At 31.5% G+C, this 17,175-nt stretch carries 14 protein-coding genes; 11 read left to right on the top strand and 3 right to left on the bottom strand.

The window, feature by feature from the left end; genetic code table 11:
• Window positions 1-65 precede the first annotated feature (65 nt).
• Window positions 66-1,664, bottom strand: coding sequence for an ABC-F family ATP-binding cassette domain-containing protein (locus C6H31_RS01220; protein WP_104696992.1), 1,599 nt, complete (start codon window positions 1,662-1,664; stop codon window positions 66-68).
• 177 nt (window positions 1,665-1,841) lie between these two features.
• Between C6H31_RS01220 and C6H31_RS01215 the strand changes: the two genes are divergently transcribed.
• From C6H31_RS01215 to C6H31_RS01190, 6 genes are all read left to right on the top strand, one after another.
• The gene (locus C6H31_RS01215) at window positions 1,842-2,501 is read left to right on the top strand and encodes a response regulator transcription factor (RefSeq protein WP_104696991.1); all 660 of its coding nucleotides are present in this window, start codon (window positions 1,842-1,844) and stop codon (window positions 2,499-2,501) included.
• Window positions 2,476-3,633 carry a sensor histidine kinase gene (locus tag C6H31_RS01210; protein WP_104696990.1) on the top strand — a complete coding sequence of 386 codons (1,158 nt, stop codon included), beginning with the start codon at window positions 2,476-2,478 and terminating at the stop codon, window positions 3,631-3,633. The genes C6H31_RS01215 and C6H31_RS01210 overlap by 26 nt, the downstream gene beginning before the upstream one ends.
• 62 nt (window positions 3,634-3,695) lie before the next feature.
• Window positions 3,696-4,061: a FixH family protein gene (locus tag C6H31_RS01205; protein ID WP_104696989.1), complete on the top strand. Its 366-nt coding sequence runs from the start codon at window positions 3,696-3,698 to the stop codon at window positions 4,059-4,061.
• An 8-nt stretch (window positions 4,062-4,069) separates the two neighbouring features.
• A complete protein-coding gene (locus tag C6H31_RS01200) occupies window positions 4,070-5,242 on the top strand; it encodes a TolC family protein (protein WP_104696988.1) in 1,173 nt (390 codons plus the stop codon).
• Complete coding sequence (locus tag C6H31_RS01195) at window positions 5,239-6,198, top strand: HlyD family efflux transporter periplasmic adaptor subunit (protein WP_104696987.1); 960 nt, start codon at window positions 5,239-5,241, stop codon at window positions 6,196-6,198. The genes C6H31_RS01200 and C6H31_RS01195 overlap by 4 nt, the downstream gene beginning before the upstream one ends.
• Window positions 6,198-9,293 carry an efflux RND transporter permease subunit gene (locus tag C6H31_RS01190; protein WP_104696986.1) on the top strand — a complete coding sequence of 1,032 codons (3,096 nt, stop codon included), beginning with the start codon at window positions 6,198-6,200 and terminating at the stop codon, window positions 9,291-9,293. Before C6H31_RS01195 ends, C6H31_RS01190 begins: the two co-directional genes overlap by 1 nt.
• On the opposite strand, the gene C6H31_RS01185 is transcribed toward C6H31_RS01190, so the two are convergent.
• Complete coding sequence (locus tag C6H31_RS01185) at window positions 9,271-10,224, bottom strand: lipid A deacylase LpxR family protein (protein ID WP_158654731.1); 954 nt, start codon at window positions 10,222-10,224, stop codon at window positions 9,271-9,273. The genes C6H31_RS01190 and C6H31_RS01185 overlap by 23 nt on opposite strands.
• Window positions 10,225-10,325: 101 nt before the next feature.
• Here C6H31_RS01185 and C6H31_RS01180 point away from each other — a divergent pair, with 101 nt between their 5' ends.
• Window positions 10,326-11,009, top strand: coding sequence for a hypothetical protein (locus C6H31_RS01180; protein ID WP_104696984.1), 684 nt, complete (start codon window positions 10,326-10,328; stop codon window positions 11,007-11,009).
• On the opposite strand, the gene C6H31_RS01175 is transcribed toward C6H31_RS01180, so the two are convergent.
• A complete protein-coding gene (locus C6H31_RS01175) occupies window positions 11,006-11,677 on the bottom strand; it encodes a DNA-methyltransferase (protein WP_233709927.1) in 672 nt (223 codons plus the stop codon). The two genes, C6H31_RS01180 and C6H31_RS01175, sit on opposite strands and share 4 nt — an antisense overlap.
• Before the next feature lie 118 nt (window positions 11,678-11,795).
• On the opposite strand from C6H31_RS01175, the gene C6H31_RS01170 reads away from it, so the two are divergent.
• The 4 genes from C6H31_RS01170 (at window position 11,796) to C6H31_RS01155 (ending at window position 17,174) form a co-directional block, all read left to right on the top strand.
• On the top strand, window positions 11,796-13,331 hold the full coding sequence (locus tag C6H31_RS01170) for an aldehyde dehydrogenase family protein (protein WP_104696983.1): 1,536 nt from the start codon (window positions 11,796-11,798) through the stop codon (window positions 13,329-13,331).
• Window positions 13,332-14,236: 905 nt separating this feature from the next.
• Window positions 14,237-15,133, top strand: a complete 897-nt coding sequence (locus C6H31_RS01165; protein WP_158654730.1) for a hypothetical protein — start codon at window positions 14,237-14,239, stop codon at window positions 15,131-15,133.
• Between the two features lie 128 nt (window positions 15,134-15,261).
• The gene (gene rfbF / locus C6H31_RS01160; RefSeq protein WP_104696981.1) at window positions 15,262-16,086 is read left to right on the top strand and encodes a glucose-1-phosphate cytidylyltransferase; all 825 of its coding nucleotides are present in this window, start codon (window positions 15,262-15,264) and stop codon (window positions 16,084-16,086) included.
• Between the two features lie 11 nt (window positions 16,087-16,097).
• Window positions 16,098-17,174 (top strand): NAD-dependent epimerase/dehydratase family protein, encoded by a 1,077-nt coding sequence (locus C6H31_RS01155; RefSeq protein WP_233709926.1) that lies wholly within the window; start codon window positions 16,098-16,100, stop codon window positions 17,172-17,174.
• Window position 17,175: the final 1 nt, after the last annotated feature.

Below are 17,175 nucleotides of genomic sequence, written 5' to 3'. Positions count from 1 at the left end.
AAAATTTTTAGTTGCTTATTATATCTCATTAAAAAGTTGATTATGCAATCAAATTTCTATCTTTTTTATCTTAAAAGATATTCTTCATAGCTACCTCTAAAATCAATTATTTTTACCCCATTATCCCCATCATCTATAAGTTCAATAATACGATTTGCAAAAGCTCCTATAAGCTCTCTATCATGACTCACACAAATAACATTCCCCTCAAAACGATACAAAGCTTCTCCTAAAGCAACTATAGATTCTAAGTCCAAATGATTGCTAGGCTCATCAAGTACTAAAAAATTACCTCCCTCAAGCATTAGTTTTGATAGCACCATACGATGTTTTTCGCCTCCGCTTAGAGCATCGATACTCTTTTCTTGCTCTTCTCCATTAAATAGCATTCTACCAAGTGCATTACGAATTTCACCACTATCAGCCTTTTTATTAAACCCTCTCAACCATTCATATAAGGTTTCTTCTCCTTTAATACTTTCACTTACATTTTGAGGAAAATAACCTCTCTCTGTCGTAGCTCCCCACTTAACACTGCCACTATCTGCTGGCATCTCTTCAACTAGGATTTTACATAAAGTGGTCTTACCTACCCCATTCCCACCAATTAGAGCAATCTTATCTCCTGGTAAAATCTTTAAACTAACATCTTTTAAAACCACTTTATTCTCATAAGATTTTGAAATACCCTCGCACTCCAAAGCCTCATTGCCAATCATACGCTTAGGTCTAAAAACAATACTTGGATCCCTACGACTAGAAACCTCAAGGGCTTTAATATCAAGCTTTTCAAGCTGTTTTTGTCTTGAGGTAGCTTGCTTTGCCTTGCTTGCATTAGCTGAGAATCTTGCAATAAAATTCTCTAATTCCTCTTTTTCTTTTAGTTTCTTGTTGCGCTCCATTTCTTGTTGTTTGGCAATCAAAGTTGATGCAATATACCAATCATCATAATTACCTGCAAACTCTCTAATAGTTTTGAAATCTAAATCTAAAATATGAGTGCAAACTGTATTCAAAAAATGTCTATCGTGACTAATTACTACCATTGTCCCTTCATGACGCTTCAAATTTTCTTCAAGCCAAGCAATTGCAGGCAAATCAAGATTGTTTGTAGGCTCATCTAAAAGTAAAATATCTGGCTTTGGAAATAAAACTTGGGCCAATAAGATTTTAAATTTATCGCTACCTGTCAATGTTTTCATTAAGTCATTGTGCTGAGATATAGGAAATCCCAAATCCTGCAAAATCTTCTCAATCACAACCTCATACTCATACATTGGATCTTCTTCTGCACAAATAATTTCTAGCTCTCCAAGTCTCTCATTCACCTTATCATCACTAAGATCACCATTGGCATAAAGCTCTTCTTTTTCCTTAACTGCATCAAACAATCTCTTATTTCCAACCAAAACCGCATCTTTAAGACTTAGTTCCTCAAAAGCATATTGATCTTGTCCCAAAACCCCAAGCCTTGCATTTGGATTAATCACTATCTCACCACTGCTAGCCTCATAGATTCCACAAAGAATTTTTAAGAAGGTAGATTTTCCCGCACCATTTGCTCCAATTAATCCATATCTCTTTCCTGCATCAAGCTTTAAATTGATGTTTTCAAAAAGCTTTTTTGTAGCATAGTTCATTGTAAGATTTATTGTCTGTAGCATATTTAACCCTCTAATCTTTTTTAAAAATTTTTACACAATTTTGGAATTCTAGCAAAATATCTTTTTACTATTCTTTTAGTAATCATTACTAAATACAAACTAAAGTTTATTTATTTAATCTTTAATCTTTCAAGCTAGACTAACATTCCTGAATATGAGATCTAGGAATCAATGTAAATGAAAATTTTCTTGCTTGAAGATGACTTACTACTCTGTGAGATTATCCAAGAGTTTTTACTAGAAAAGGGGTATGAGGTAGAAACTTCTAAAGATGGAATAGAAGCTCAAGAAATTCTTTTGCAAAATAAATTTGATCTCTTATTGCTTGATATTCAAGTCCCTTCACTAAATGGTTTCTCGCTCCTAAAATCTTTAAGAGAGCTTCAAGATAAAACTCCTGCCATTTTTATTACAGCTCTAAGTAGCACCAAAGATTTGAAAAAAGGATTTGAGATTGGGTGTGATGATTACATTAAAAAGCCATTTGATTTAGATGAGTTAGAGATTAGAATCCAAAATATTACTAAACACTATCTCTCTCAAGAAATTTCAATATCCTCAAGATTTAAATTTGATTCTAAAAACCACGCACTCTTAGACATTGAGGCTAATAAAACAATTTTTTTGAGACAAAAAGAAAAAGAAATACTTATGTTTTTTCTAAAATATCCCAATCAGATTCTTTCACTCCAAGAAATTATTGTCAATGTCTGGACTTATGAGGATGCACCTAGTGAAACAACAATCAGAAGTTATATTAAAAATCTTAGATCTTATCTTGGGTTTAAAAGCATCTCAAATATAAAAGGAAGTGGCTATCGTTTTAATACAATATGAAAGGCGTTCCCTAATTCGATTTTTAGGGTTTTATATCATATCCTCTGTTTCTCTTTTAAGCCTTGTTGCTTTTTTGATATTTTTGGTTCAAAAAGATCAAATCTATAAGCATATCAAAGATTCTGTGCTTTTAAAAAGCTCCAATATTGCTCAAGAAGCCATCTATCAACATATGAGTGGCAATTGGGTGGATCTTCCTAAACTCTTTGCAAAATTTGAAGAAAAGGATTCTTCTTTTTCACTATTTGATAAGAATAAAAACCGACTTTATGGCAATCTTGAATTTATGGAGAGTGATAAGAAATTTTTCATAAAAAACTTTGATGCTTATTTATTAAGCAATAGCACTTATGGGCATTTAGGGGTTGAATGGATACTTATTAAAACAAACTTTAAAAACGATATAAAAAAATTAATCTTTCACATAACTATTGGCACTTTATTGTGCTTATGCATCCTACTTATTTTTGGTTTTATTATGGGAAAAATGTTTTTATCCCCCATACATACAGGAATCAAACTCTTAGATCATTTTATTAAAGATATTACACATGAATTAAATACTCCAATTTCTGCACTCATGATGAGTGTAAATTCTCTCCAAAGTGGTGTAAATGAAACAAAGCTGATGCGCATACAAAAAGCTTGCAAAAGGATTAATTTTCTCTATGACAATCTAACCTTTTTATTTCTAGGAGAAATAAGAGAGGTAAGAGAGAATATAGATTTTTTAGCATTACTTCAAAATCGCATCGAAATGTTTGAAACGCTTCTTGAGGAAAAACAAATCAAGCTTGTTTTTCAACAAAAACAAAAAGTCTTTTTCTTTACAGACAAAGAATCTATCATAAGAATGATTGATAATTTATTGAGCAATGCAATTAAACATAATCAATCTGGGGGTAATATTATTTTTGAGTTAAGTGATAAAAAACTCATAGTTAAAAATACAGGAAAAGCAATACCCAGTGATATTACCAATGATATTACCCAGCGCTATGTTAGGTTTAATCTTAACTCTAGGGGTTATGGAATTGGTTTAGATATTATTCAAAAGGTTGTCCAAAAAAACAAATGGACTTTAAAAATCTATCATCAAGATGGTTACAATATTTTTGAAATAAACTTTTAGATTCCACACTTATTCCACACAACTTTTCTACAATCTGGCGCATAAAAAATAAAGGAAAGAAAATGAAAAAAATACTTCAAATGGCATTGTGCTTATTTTTTACTAGTTTTATGTTCGCTCAAGAAGGGAAGATTGGAGACTTTGATATAAGCTATAAGACTAAAAAGCCTCTAAGTAGTGGGATGAATGATTTTGTCATTGAACTTAAAAAAGATGGGCAAAGAGTTAGTGATGCAAAAATTAATCTTAAGGCTATTATGCCTCCAATGCCTGGTATGCCAAAAATGGATTTTGAGGCGATTGCTAAAGAAAGTAGTGAAGGGTATATTGCTAGGGTAAGCCTCCCACATGGTGGAACTTGGCAACTTAGATTCCAAATTGAAGTTGAGGGCAAAAAATATACCTATAAAAGTAGTATCGACTTTTAGGCAATCCAATGCGTCTTTTATTCTTGGCTCTCTTAGTTCAATGTCTTTACTCACAAAGTCTAGAGAGCATTATTGAAGATGCAATTGAAAAAAACACAAAAATAAAAACTCTTGAACAAGAAATAGAAAAATTACAATATGAAGCACGGATTGCTACAAAATGGGAAAACCCTATCATTTCATCTGGTTTCAATACTTTTTATCCTCTAAATCCTACCTTTAGGGGAGATCCTATGCAAACAATCTCTGTTAGCATTTCTCAAAAAATAGATTTATTTGGCAAAAAAACAATTGAGGGTCAAAAAATACTCCTAGATAGACAAATAAAAATTCTAGAACTTCAAGCATTAAAAAAAGAAATCATCAAGCAAATAAAAATTACAATGATAAAAAACTATGAAATTAAGCAACAAGAGAAAATCCTAAAAAAAACTCTTAAGAATCTAGCATTTTTAAACCAGCAAGCAAATACACCATCTAGCGAACTCCCAACTCAAGAAGTTTATAAAATCCAAATCCTGCAAGCCAAGATAAAAATCAAGCTTAATCAAATTTCTGAAAATCAAAAAAATCAAATGATTAATCTTGATGAAATTAGTTTTGGCAAAAATGAAGATATTAATTTTTCAAAGAAATTCCAAACAAGCTTTGCTCCTGATTATTACAAAAATAGCTATGTTCTAAAAATTCAAAAATTAAAAGAAGAAAGGGACATGCAAGATATTAGGCTTGCAAAAAGATCTTTTCTTAGTGATCCCTCCATTGGAGTAAGCTATGCATATCGTGAAAAACAAGATGACTTCCTCTCATTTAATATTTCTTTTTCTCTTCCTATTTATGGAAAAGAAAAATTGATGATTGAAAATACAAAAACACAGTTAAAAATTACTCAAAGTACCTCATTAAGCATTGAAAACGAAGTCAAAAGTAAAATCAAAAGATTCCAAAATATCATTATCAGCAAACAAAAAGAATTAGATCTGATTGAAAATACTCTCATTCCCCAAAGTAAAAAACTCATCTCTCTTTATAGTAAAAATATTGCAAACTCATCTTCTGCTATTAAAGATTATTACACTTCAATAAATGATTTACTTGAAATAGAGATTCTTAAGACAGAGGTTTTAAGCAATATTTTTATTGCATTTGCAGAGTTAGAAAGCATAGGAGATGCACAATGAAGAAATTTTTTTTATTTCTTAGTATTTTTAGTTTTTTATTTTGTAAAGAAGGTTTTTATACCAAAACGATAGTGGTTCAAGAAAAAGAATTTCAAGAAAAACATTCTTATTATGGAAAAATTGTTGAAAATGAAGAACTTATTGGAATTACAACTCTAAAAGTGGATGGTTTTATTGAGGAGCTATTTATTTCAAAAACCTATGAATATATTAATGAAAAGACTAAACTCTTTTCTATCTATTCTCCAGAACTATTACAAGCCCAAAATGAATATATCAATGCTATAAATTTTAAAAGCAATGTTGCAAATGTAAGAAAGAAGCTTTTGCTTTTGGGTTTTGATGAAAAAATTTTAAATGAGATAAAAAAAACAAAAAAACCCTTACAAATCGTTCCATTTTTTGCAAATAAAAAAGGTTTTGTTTTTGAAAAAAATATTTCCAAAGGTCAGTCTATCAAAAAAGGTGACCCTATCTATAAGATCATAGATTTAAGTTCAGTTTGGTTCATCGCAAGGGTTCCGCAAGAAGAACTTCAACTTCTATCAGATATCAATAACTCAAATTTAAAACTTGAGGGAATTAAAAAGATGGTTTCTGCAAAATTTTTAGAGATTATTCCAAAAATTAATCCTAATGATAAATTTATTGAAGTGCGTTTTTTAGTCCCCAATCAAGATCTAAAAATTTTTCCCAATATGTTTGGACAAATTACTCTTTATAAAACCTCAAAAAAAGCCCTTATTATTCCTAGGGATTGTGTAATTTTAAGAAATGGCAAACTCTATGTTTTTTTAAAACATAATGATGGTTTTATACCTACTCAAATTGAAGCAAAAAGGCTTCCAAATGGTGATTATGAGGTGTTTTCTGGTATCAAAAATCAAGATGAGATTGCAGAAAATGCACTATTTATTCTTGATGCTGATGCACAAGCTAGTGGGGAATATGAATAATGATAGGAAAAATTATTGATCTTTCAATACGCAATAAAATTGCTATTTTAATCCTTACATTTCTTGGAATCCTTGCTTCAATATGGGCAATCAAAAAAACTCCTATTGATGCCCTTCCTGACCTAAGTCCTGTCCAAGTTATTCTTCAAGTAGAATATGAAGGACAATCTCCAAAAGTAATTGATGATCAAGTTATTTTTCCCCTTACCTCATCTTTAATGAGTGTGCCAAATACAGAAGTAGTCAGAGGAATGAGTGGATATGGTAGAGGACTCATCTATGTAATTTTTAAAGATAAAACCGACATTTATTGGGCAAGCAGTAGGATTTTAGAAAAAATTAGCTCCATTCTTCCTCTTTTGCCAAAAGATGCAAAAGTATCACTGGGTCCAGATTCTAGTGGCATTGGTTGGGCTTTTATTTATGCACTTAGCAGTAAAACCAAGACTCTCCAAGAACTAAGAACCCTTCAAGATTTTTATTATAAATATGACCTTTTAAGAGTGGATGGTGTGAGTGAAGTAGCTAGTATTGGCGGTTTTGAAAAAAATTATGAAATCACTCTTGATAATCAAAAAATGATCCAATATGATGTAAGCTTTGATGAGATTGTCAAACGAGTCAAACAATCCAATAATGATAGCAGTGGTGGTGTAGTGCTACAAAGTGGATTTGAACAAATTGTCAGTGTAAATGGTTATTTAAAAAACATTTCTGATATAAAAGACATTGTTATAAAAACCACAGATTCCATTCCTCTTAAAATTTCTGATATAGCTAGAGTAAATCAAACACCAATTCCAAGAACAGGAATTGCAGATTTAAATGGAAAGGGAGAGGTGGTTGGAGGTATTGTGCTTGTAAGATATCAAGCAGATACACTCAATGTCATTCAAGCAATCAAAAATAGGCTAAAAGAAATCCAAAAAGAAAATCCTGATATTACAATCTCAAATGTTTATGATAGAACCCTATTTATTCAAGATGCAATCAAAAATCTTTGGCATACGCTCATTGAAGAATGCCTCATTGTCCTAGTGGTGGTTGGGATCTTTTTGCTTCATTTAAGGAGTGCTCTGATTATAATTATCACACTTCCTTTGTGTGTTCTTTTTAGCTTTTTGTTGATGAAATTTTTTTCAATCTCATCAAATATTATGAGCCTAGGAGGAATTGCAATTGCAATTGGTGCTATGGTAGATGCTTCTATCATAATGGTCGAGAATGCACATAAACATCTCTTGGCATTACCCTATCCTTATAGCAATAAGGATAGAATGATTGCAATTACAAAAGGCTCAAAGCAGGTTGGCAGCGCTGTATTTTTCGCACTTATGATTATTACTATTTCATTTTTACCCATCTTTGGACTAAGCAATCAAGAAGCAAAGCTCTTTACTCCTCTTGCATACACTAAAACTTTTGCAATGTTTTTAGGAGCTATTTTATCTATCACTCTCATACCTGTTTTAATGGTTTATTTTTTGAAAGGAAAAGTATCTGATGAAGAAAAAAATCCTCTAAATAGATTTTTTAGTTTTCTCTATGTTCCTCTTTTAGAAAAAATGATAAAAATACGATATCCCTTTTTAATTTTATGTGTTTTAGGAATTTTTTCTATTGGTTTTATCTACCAAAAACAAAAATGGGAATTTATGCCTCCTCTTGATGAGGGAGTTATAATGTATATGCCTGTTACAAATTATGGAATTAATATAGAAAGTGCAAAATACCTACTGCAAAAAAGCGATCAAATCCTTAAACAATTTCCAGAAGTTGAAAGCGTTTTTGGAAAAATTGGCAATGCCAATACCTCAACAGATCCTGCACCACTAGCTATGATTGAAACTTTTATTGCCCTTAAACCTAAGAAAATGTGGCGCAAGGGGATGGATTCTCAAAAATTAAGAAATGAGTTTGAAAAAGCCCTTCAAATCAAAGGACTTACAAACTCTTGGACCTATCCAATAAAGGGTCGTGTAGATATGCTTCTTACAGGCATAAGAACTCCTCTTGGTATCAAAGTTTTTGGAAGTGATTATGATAGGGTGCAAGAAATCTCCTTACAGATTGAAGAAAAACTAAAATCTTATAGTGGAACCCTTTCAGTTTTTGCAGAAAAAAGCAATTTAGGATATTTTTTAGATATTGATATAGAGGAAGAAAAACTCGCACAATATGGCATTAGCAAGGAAGAAATTCTAGATTTTGTAAATCAAGGAATTGGAGGAGGAAAAATCTCTACTATTATAGATGGAACCAAAAGCTATAGCCTTAGTGTGCGCTTTCAAGAGGATCAAAGAAATCAATTAGAATCTATCAAGAATCTCTACATTAAAACAAACTATGGCTTTACTCCCCTTTCTCTCCTTGCCACAATTACTTATAAAGAATCTCCTTTGGAATTTAAAAATGAGGGAGGGTTGAAGGTTAATTTTGTTTATATTACTCCAAATGAAAATACCACTATTGATACCTACACAAAAGATGCCACAAGAATTCTTCAAGAAATTAAAATGCCAAATGGTTACTACTATGAGTTCTCTGGAGAAAGTCAGCATTTAAATTCCTCTTTACAAAGCATGAAATTTATCATCCCCATTACACTCTTTTTAATTTTTATACTCATATTACTTGCACTAAAAAACCTATCTGATACCCTTATTGTCTTTTTCACTCTTCCTTTTTCTATCTTGGGAGGCTTTATTGCAATTGATTTATTAAACTATAATCTAAGCATTGCTGTTATTGTTGGCTTTTTAGCCCTCTTAGGAGTTGCTGCTGAAACTGCAATTGTAATGATGATTTATCTCAATCAGTCACTAAAGGACTACCCGCAAAAAACTCTAAAACAATGTATTATTGATGGTGCAACAAAAAGGCTTAGACCAAAACTTATGACTGTTTTTTCACTAATCTTTTCTCTAATCCCTATTATGTTAAATGATGGTGTAGGAAGTGAAGTCATGAAGAGAATCTCTGCACCAGTCCTTGGAGGGGTGATTAGTTCGATGATTCTTACACTATTTATCATACCTGTTTGTCTTTATATACAAAAGGATAAAAAAGGTCTTAAAAACTCCAAGAAAAATTAAGACTTCCTATGCCATGTGCCATATCCTGTTTTTGAAACTCTTTTGAAGTATAGACAGCTTGATAGGTAAAAGACATTCTTCCAGAGACTATGGATATACCTGCAACCAAGCTTCCCACCCAATGAATCAAGTCTGCTCTTTGATAGGAAGAAAAGCTATTTCCCTGAATAAAGAGTTTTCTAGCTACATACCCTCCATTTACTCCAAAAAACAAATAATATCCTACTCCATCTTTAAATACTCTACCTGTATTTAATCCGCCATTTTCCCCAGCAATTCCTTGAGGTAAAAAAGTTGTTTCAAGATTCCTGCCAATCCTAAAAACAACACCCCCTTTGGCATAAATATTTGCATTTCCTAGTGCAAATTCAACATTTGGTAGCATATCCAAAGAAAAATTCCAAAAATCTGCTATCTTATAACGATAGGTCCAGTCATAATGTCCATTTAAAATAAATTCATTATGAATTTGCGTATCCCAACCTCTCAATATGATGCTGCCAATTAGACCATGAACAAAATCTTGCACTTCTTGCGCAAAAGATATTCTTCCTGTAACTCCTATTCTTATCCCAATATTTTCCAGAATATCCTTGCTGCGATGATGCCAAAAAAATCCCACATTTGTATATCCGCCATAGGGATGACTCTTATATTCTGGAAAAATAGCTTTTCTATCTTTTGGCGCATAAATGCTCTGATTTATTGCAACACTAAAAGAACTTACCCCTTTTACCAATCCTAAAAAATCTAAAAATTTATAAGAACCTTCCTTGGAGCTATAAAGCAATCCTTGCCCTGTTGTATAGTATCTATCGATATACACACTAAAATAAGAATCATTTTGGGTAATAATAGAAAAAAAGTGTTTTTTATAAGGCACTACTTCAACATCTCCATCCTTTTCACTACCATCAACAAAACAATACACCACCAAAATCAAAAAAACAAATCTAAAAATACACCCTCCTAGAGTTCAGTAAATAAATTAGTATAATTGAAGTTTAAAATCCTAGAACTATAGTAGCAAAAATGATAAAAAAAATCTTCTTATTATGTGTTTATTGTTGCTGTATCTATGCTGCTGGTTGGACTATAGTTGGTGATACTTTTACAGCAGATAAAGGTACTTGTGAGTTTGATATATGGTTAAATGCCTCTCAAAAATCGCAAAATTTAGGATTTTATGGAGATTGTGTAATTTTTAAATATACTTCCTTGCAAATTGCAAACAATGCCTCAACCCAAAGCCTAGAAAATAAAGGATTTATAGAGATAGAACAAGGCTTTTATACAACAAAAGATAATTTTTTTAATATTGGAATTATTGGGGGCAGTATTATCAACACTGATATCTCCCATCGCAATAGTAATTTTTATGCCTATTTTCCCCTAAGTTTTAATTGGCTGAATGAAAGACTCCGCACAACCATAAATATTGGCTGGGCTTATCATACAGGTATGAAACAAAATCTTTTGACCCTAGGTGCAAGCATTAGTGGAAATATCACAAAAAGAATCTGGGTTGTGTCAGAATTTAGCACCTCAAATGCACCCCATCTTCTTTTAAATGCTTCTTTCTATCAAATAGGTGCCTCTTTTCTTATCCATAAAGATAATATTTCTTTGGATCTTGCCTATCTCAATTCTTTTAGAAGCAATGATCTTGGAACTCTTATTTTTGGAATAAGTTTTAATGCAAAATTATTTGATTAATCCTCTTTCACTAAATCTGTCCCTATAAAATTTCTTCCCAATTCCATACAGCATTCAAACACACTAAAACTACCTGCTGCAGGATCAAGAACAACATCTCCTTCTTGTGTGCAAGATTGTATCAGTGCTTTTTGCAATGCTTTAGGTTTGCTATGAGGGTGGAGTTTGATTTCTTCTTGAGGAATCTTCTCACTCCATACATCACGAATATGATGAAGATTCCAAGTGCCCTTGGCTTTGATGGGTTTTTTTTGCAAGATGAGTAAATATTCACTCTGCCGTCTTGTGCGATAACCCATTCCCATTTTTTGTTTATCCCAAGTGATTAAATCTACAATTTGAAGTGTTGTATTTTTAGTCCAATCTTTAATTCCCTCACAAAGGTGAAATTTATCAATCCAAAGCATCAAATAAGCACTTGGTTTTAAGACTCTATGAATTTGGGTAATAAAATCAATAATTATCTCCTCATTCATTTGAATTAACTCTGCTCTACCTTTTTGTCTCTCACCCTCATTGCCATATCTCATCTTATCTAATACACCTCTATATTGAGGATCAAAGAAAGCTAGGGAAATGCTTGAGTCTTGTAGCTTATTTGTTAGTTCTAGACCATTAATATTTAATTTTTTATTGATCATTGATTTTAATTCTATATTTTTATCCATAGTTCCTAGTCAGTATTCCATTTTTTAAAACTTAAATTATAGAATAATAAATCACTTGTTAGGGTTTTGGTTTTTAAACTCTATCTAAAAACTTGATAGCACAATAAAGAAGGTAGATATGCAAAAGGAAATCTCTTCCATCATCCTGCGACAAAAAGAATTCTTTTATAGTCATAAAACACTCTCAAAATCTGCAAGATTACAAGCACTTGATTCAATACTAGAGAGTATTAAATATCACGAAGAACAGATTCTTCAAGCTCTTTATTTAGATCTTAATAAATCTAAAGAAGAAGGCTTTATGTCTGAAATAGCCCAAGTCTATAAGGAAATTAAAAGTGCAAGAAAATGGGTAAAAAGATACACAACCCCAAAATCCGTAAAATCTCCCTTAAGCCATCTAGGTGGCAAAAGTAAAATTTATTATGAACCCTATGGGGTAGTCTTGATTATTTCACCTTGGAACTACCCCATAAATCTTAGTCTTATACCTCTAGTTGGAGCAATTGCCTCTGGAAATTGTGTAATTTTAAAACCCTCTGAATATTCTCAACATTCCTCTAATATTTTAGAAAAAATTATTGCCAGAGCCTTTTTAAAAGATTTTGTATGTGTTTTACAAGGTGGAAAAGAAGTAGGAGAATATTTACTTCAACAAAAATTTGACTATATCTTTTTTACAGGTAGTGAATCAGTTGGAAGAATTGTAATGCAGGAGGCTGCAAAAAATCTCACCCCTATCACTCTAGAACTTGGAGGCAAGAATCCTTGTATTGTAGAAGATTATAAAAATGTGCAAATTATCACTAGAAAAATTGCATGGGGAAAATGGTTAAATTCAGGTCAAACATGCATTGCTCCAGACCTTCTTTTAATACAGCAAGATCTAAAGGAATGCGTGGTTGAAAACCTTAAGCAAAATATCATCAATCTATACACCAATGATCAAAAAAATCACCATCAGAATCAAGAAATAAATCAAAGTATTATTAATTCCAAAGACTATTGCAAGATTATTTCTCCTAGACATTTTCAACGCCTGCTAGATTTGCTTCAAGAGCTTAAAGAAATTAAAGAAGAGGGACGAATCATCTTTGGTGGGCATATAGATCAAAAAGCTCTAAAAATCTCCCCAACATTGGTTGATTTTGGTTTAATAGAACACTTATTAGAAACTTTGGGTGATCAAAGCATCTTTCAAGTTAGATCAAAAGATAATAAGAATCCTAAACTAAAACTATTACAACTAAAACTATTACAAGAAGAAATTTTTGGTCCTATTTTGCCAATACTCACTTATAAGAATCTGGATGAATGCATATCCTTTATACAAAAATTTGAAAAACCTCTTGCCCTCTATCTTTTTAGCGATGCAAAAGAAAAACAAGATCAAGTAGTACAAACCATTTCTTTTGGTAATGGATGCATTAATGATTGTATTGCACAAGTTGCTAACAACAACCTTCCATTTGGAGGTGTGGGTAACAGTGGAATTGGATCCTATCATGGCATCTTTAGCGCTGAAACTTTTTGTAGGAAAAAAGGAATCTTTAAAGGATCCTCTTCTTTTGATATCCACTTGAGATATCCTCCATATAGTAAAAAGACATTTGGATTAGAAAGAATAAAAATTTTTAGATGGCTACTTGGTTAAAAAGTTTCTAATGTCTTGGCTCTACAAACCTCAAGATAATACCAAGAACAAAATAATAAAACCTAGCCTAGATGCTTCAAAAAACAACAATGCTTCATCTCTAGATCCATCAAACAAAAGACCTAGAGGAAACCCATTACCTAAATCATTATAGAAGCAAAAATACATTAAAAGATATCAAGACAAGTCTCCCCACTCCCTTCTTAACAACCCTCTTTTCAAGTATGGCCGTTATTTTACACAAAATAATTTTAACTTTTAATTAAATTTTTAGATTTTAATACATCCCGCTCTTATTGAAAACAACAGGCATTCTTTGTGATATCAAACAAACACTCACATCATCTTTATAGCCTTAAACCTTAATTTTATTCCCATCAAACTCCAAAATATCCACTAATATTTCATCACATACCTTTTTATTCCCTAAAAGCAAACTATTCCATCAATTTTTTAGAAATCTTTTAGGATAAAACATTAAATTAAAATCCATTTTATTTTTTATAAAAAGTAGTTACATTATTTTATGTGCAACTTTTCCAATCTTTGCTATCAAAAGTAAAAACAGCATCTTTAATTTTTATCTAAATTTTTAATTTAGTAATTTAATTTTATTGTTTGACTCAATCTAAAATATTTCTACATGGATTAAATCTAGATAAAAATAAGTATTTTTGCATTTTAGATATGAAAAATCACTATGGGTTATTTTTTTAAGACACCTATCCTATATTGATTTGTCCTCAAGAAAATATTATAATTTCAACAATTTTTAAGTTTTACTTAATAATTCATTTTAAATAAAATCAAATACTCTTAAAATTTTCTAGAAAGAAGGCTAAGATAATCAAAGCCCAACTCACACTTTCTAAGCTTTTATTTTATAAAATAACAATGAGGTAAAAATGTCTTTACTTAAAGAACTTCGAATAAGATTAAAACGCTATAAATTACTTGTTGATACTTACAGATTTTTTAGATACACAGCTATAGTCATCCTTTATCGTATGTGGTGGAATTCTTCTTCTAGATTTCACAATCCAATGTCAAATAAAGAAGTTTTGCCTTGCATCATTTCTCTTACATCATTTCCAGCAAGAATTAAGTATGTTCACTACACTCTTCAATCCCTAATAAGACAAGATAAACATCCCCAAAAGATTATCTTATGGTTAGCAATGGAACAATTCCCAGATAAGAAACTTCCTACAACCCTAACAAAAACAATAAGCAACAAAAAATGGGGAAAAATGATAGAGATTAGATGGTGCAGAGATCTTAAATCATACAAAAAACTCCTTCCAACTCTACAACTTAATCTTAATCTACCTATCATAACCGTAGATGATGATATTTATTATCCTAAGCATTGGCTAACATCTCTTTGGGAGTCATATTGCAAATTTCCAATGTGTATTAGTACACACTTGGCAGCTAAAGTTGAACTTCATGTCCCTGTGAATAGCTGGAATTCTACAGAGAGCAAAACTCCTTCTTTAAAACATTTGGCCGTGGGAGCAGCAGGCGTCATCTATCCCCCAAACTGTCTTCATGAAGATATTTCTGATTATGAGAAAATAACAAGATTGGCTCCACTAGCTGACGATCTATACTTCTGGAGCATGGCCATCTTAAATAACACTCAAACTGTGGTAGTTGATAATAGTATGAAAAATCTTCAAAAAAGCATTTCTCATTTTGAAAGCCCAAACCTTGGAGATCAAAATGGCCTTGGAGGTCAAAATCAAATTCAGCTTGAAAAAATATTAGAGCATTATCCCCAAATTTCAAAAATTATATAGACAATCCAATAAAATATATTTTTGTAACACAACGGATGATTATCAGGCTGATTTTAGCATCGCTTTAATTGTAAAAACTAAAGCAACAAAACTAGATATAATAAGCCAAACTTAAAAGGTTAAAAATTATGAAAGTCTTAATTCTTGCTGGTGGACTTGGAACAAGGTTGTCTGAAGAAACTACTCTAAAGCCAAAACCTATGGTAGAAATAGGAGGAAAACCTATTTTATGGCATATTATGAAAATTTATAGCCATTATGGTCTAAATGATTTTATTATATTAACAGGATATAAAAGTCATATAATCAAAGAATATTTTTTGAACTACTATACACGATATTCTGATATCACAATTGATATGTCTAATAATAATATCCATATGCATAAGATGAGGATTGAGCCTTGGAAGGTTACAATGTTATATACAGGGCAAGATACAATGACAGGTAGTAGAATCTACCATGCAAAAGACTTTGTAAACAATGAAACTTTTATGCTTACATATGGTGATGGACTTTGCGATATTGATATTAATGAGCTATTGGAATTTCACAAAAAACATAAGAGAGCAGCAACAATGACTTCAATTTTGCCAAATGGCAAGTTTGGTGTCTTAGATATCAATAATTCAACTAATCAAATCAATAGTTTTGTAGAAAAACCTAAAGGAGATTGTGCCAATGGCTCTGGTTATATCAATGGGGGATTTTTTATATGCGAGCCTAAAGTTTTTGATTATATCTATAAAGCTCAGCAAAAGAAACTGTCAATGAAAGAAGATCCTTTGAGTGTTGTTTTTGAACAAGATCCTCTTAGAGATCTTGCCAAGGATGGGGAGCTCTATGCGTATAAGCATCATGGTTTTTGGAAATGCATGGATACTTTAAAAGACAAAAATGATCTTCAATATTTATGGCAACACAATTGTGCTCCATGGAAGAAATGGCAATAAGGAGAAATAAAATGAATAGCATTGTTAATGAAGATTTAAATTATATTTTTGAAAGTTTAAATTCTAAACAGAGGAACAAACTTCAAGGTTCTACTATACTTGTTACGGGATGTGGTGGTTTTTTAGGTTTCTATCTCATGCACTTCTTTGTACAATATGCAAAGACTTTGAATCTCAAAAAGATTATAGGTCTTGATAACTTTATGTTTGGCAAACCAAAGTGGCTAAGTCTTCTTGCGGATAATTCTAATAATATTCTAGAAATTAGTGAATTTAATATCATTAAGGATAATATTGCAAGCATTCCAAATGCCATTGATGCAGATTTAATCATTCATGCAGCTAGTATTGCTTCTCCTAGTTTTTATAGAGCATATCCAATCGAAACATTGGATGCAAATGTCTGGGGATTAAGAAACCTATTAGAGTTCTACAAAGATAAACCATTAAAGGGTTTTTTATTTTTTTCAAGTTCCGAAATTTACGGGGATCCTTCACCAGAAAATATACCAACTTTAGAAGAGTATCGTGGCAATGTATCTTGTATTGGACCACGAGCATGCTATGATGAATCAAAAAGATTTGGAGAGACGATTTGCTATTTATTCCATCAAAAATATCAAATGCCAATTACAATAGCAAGACCTTTTAATAATTATGGTCCTGGTATGAGCGTTAATGATAAAAGAGTTGTTGCTGACTTTGCACAAGCAGTTATCCAAAATGCGGATATTAAAATACTAAGTAAAGGAACTCCTACCAGAACTTTCTGCTATATATCAGATGCAATCGCTGGTTACTTAAAGGTTTTATTACATGATAGTTTTGACTACTTTAACATTGGAATAGATAAGCCAGAAATTTCAATTGCAGAACTCTCAGATATATATATGCAACAAGGAAGAGATATTTTTGGCTATACAGGTAAGGTTATTTATGATCAGTCCAAAGAAAAAGATTATCTAACACATAATCCTCAAAGAAGATGCCCAAATATACAAAAAGCAAAAAAAGAAATAGATTACAACCCTACAATACTTGTACATGAGGGAGTTGGGAGATATCTTAATTTTTTAAAGGAACAATAAA

Origin of the sequence: Helicobacter sp. 'house sparrow 1', assembly GCF_900199585.1 — a bacterium.
Classification (GTDB): Bacteria; Campylobacterota; Campylobacteria; order Campylobacterales; family Helicobacteraceae; genus Helicobacter_H.
This window is presented reverse-complemented; position numbering and strand designations above follow the sequence as displayed.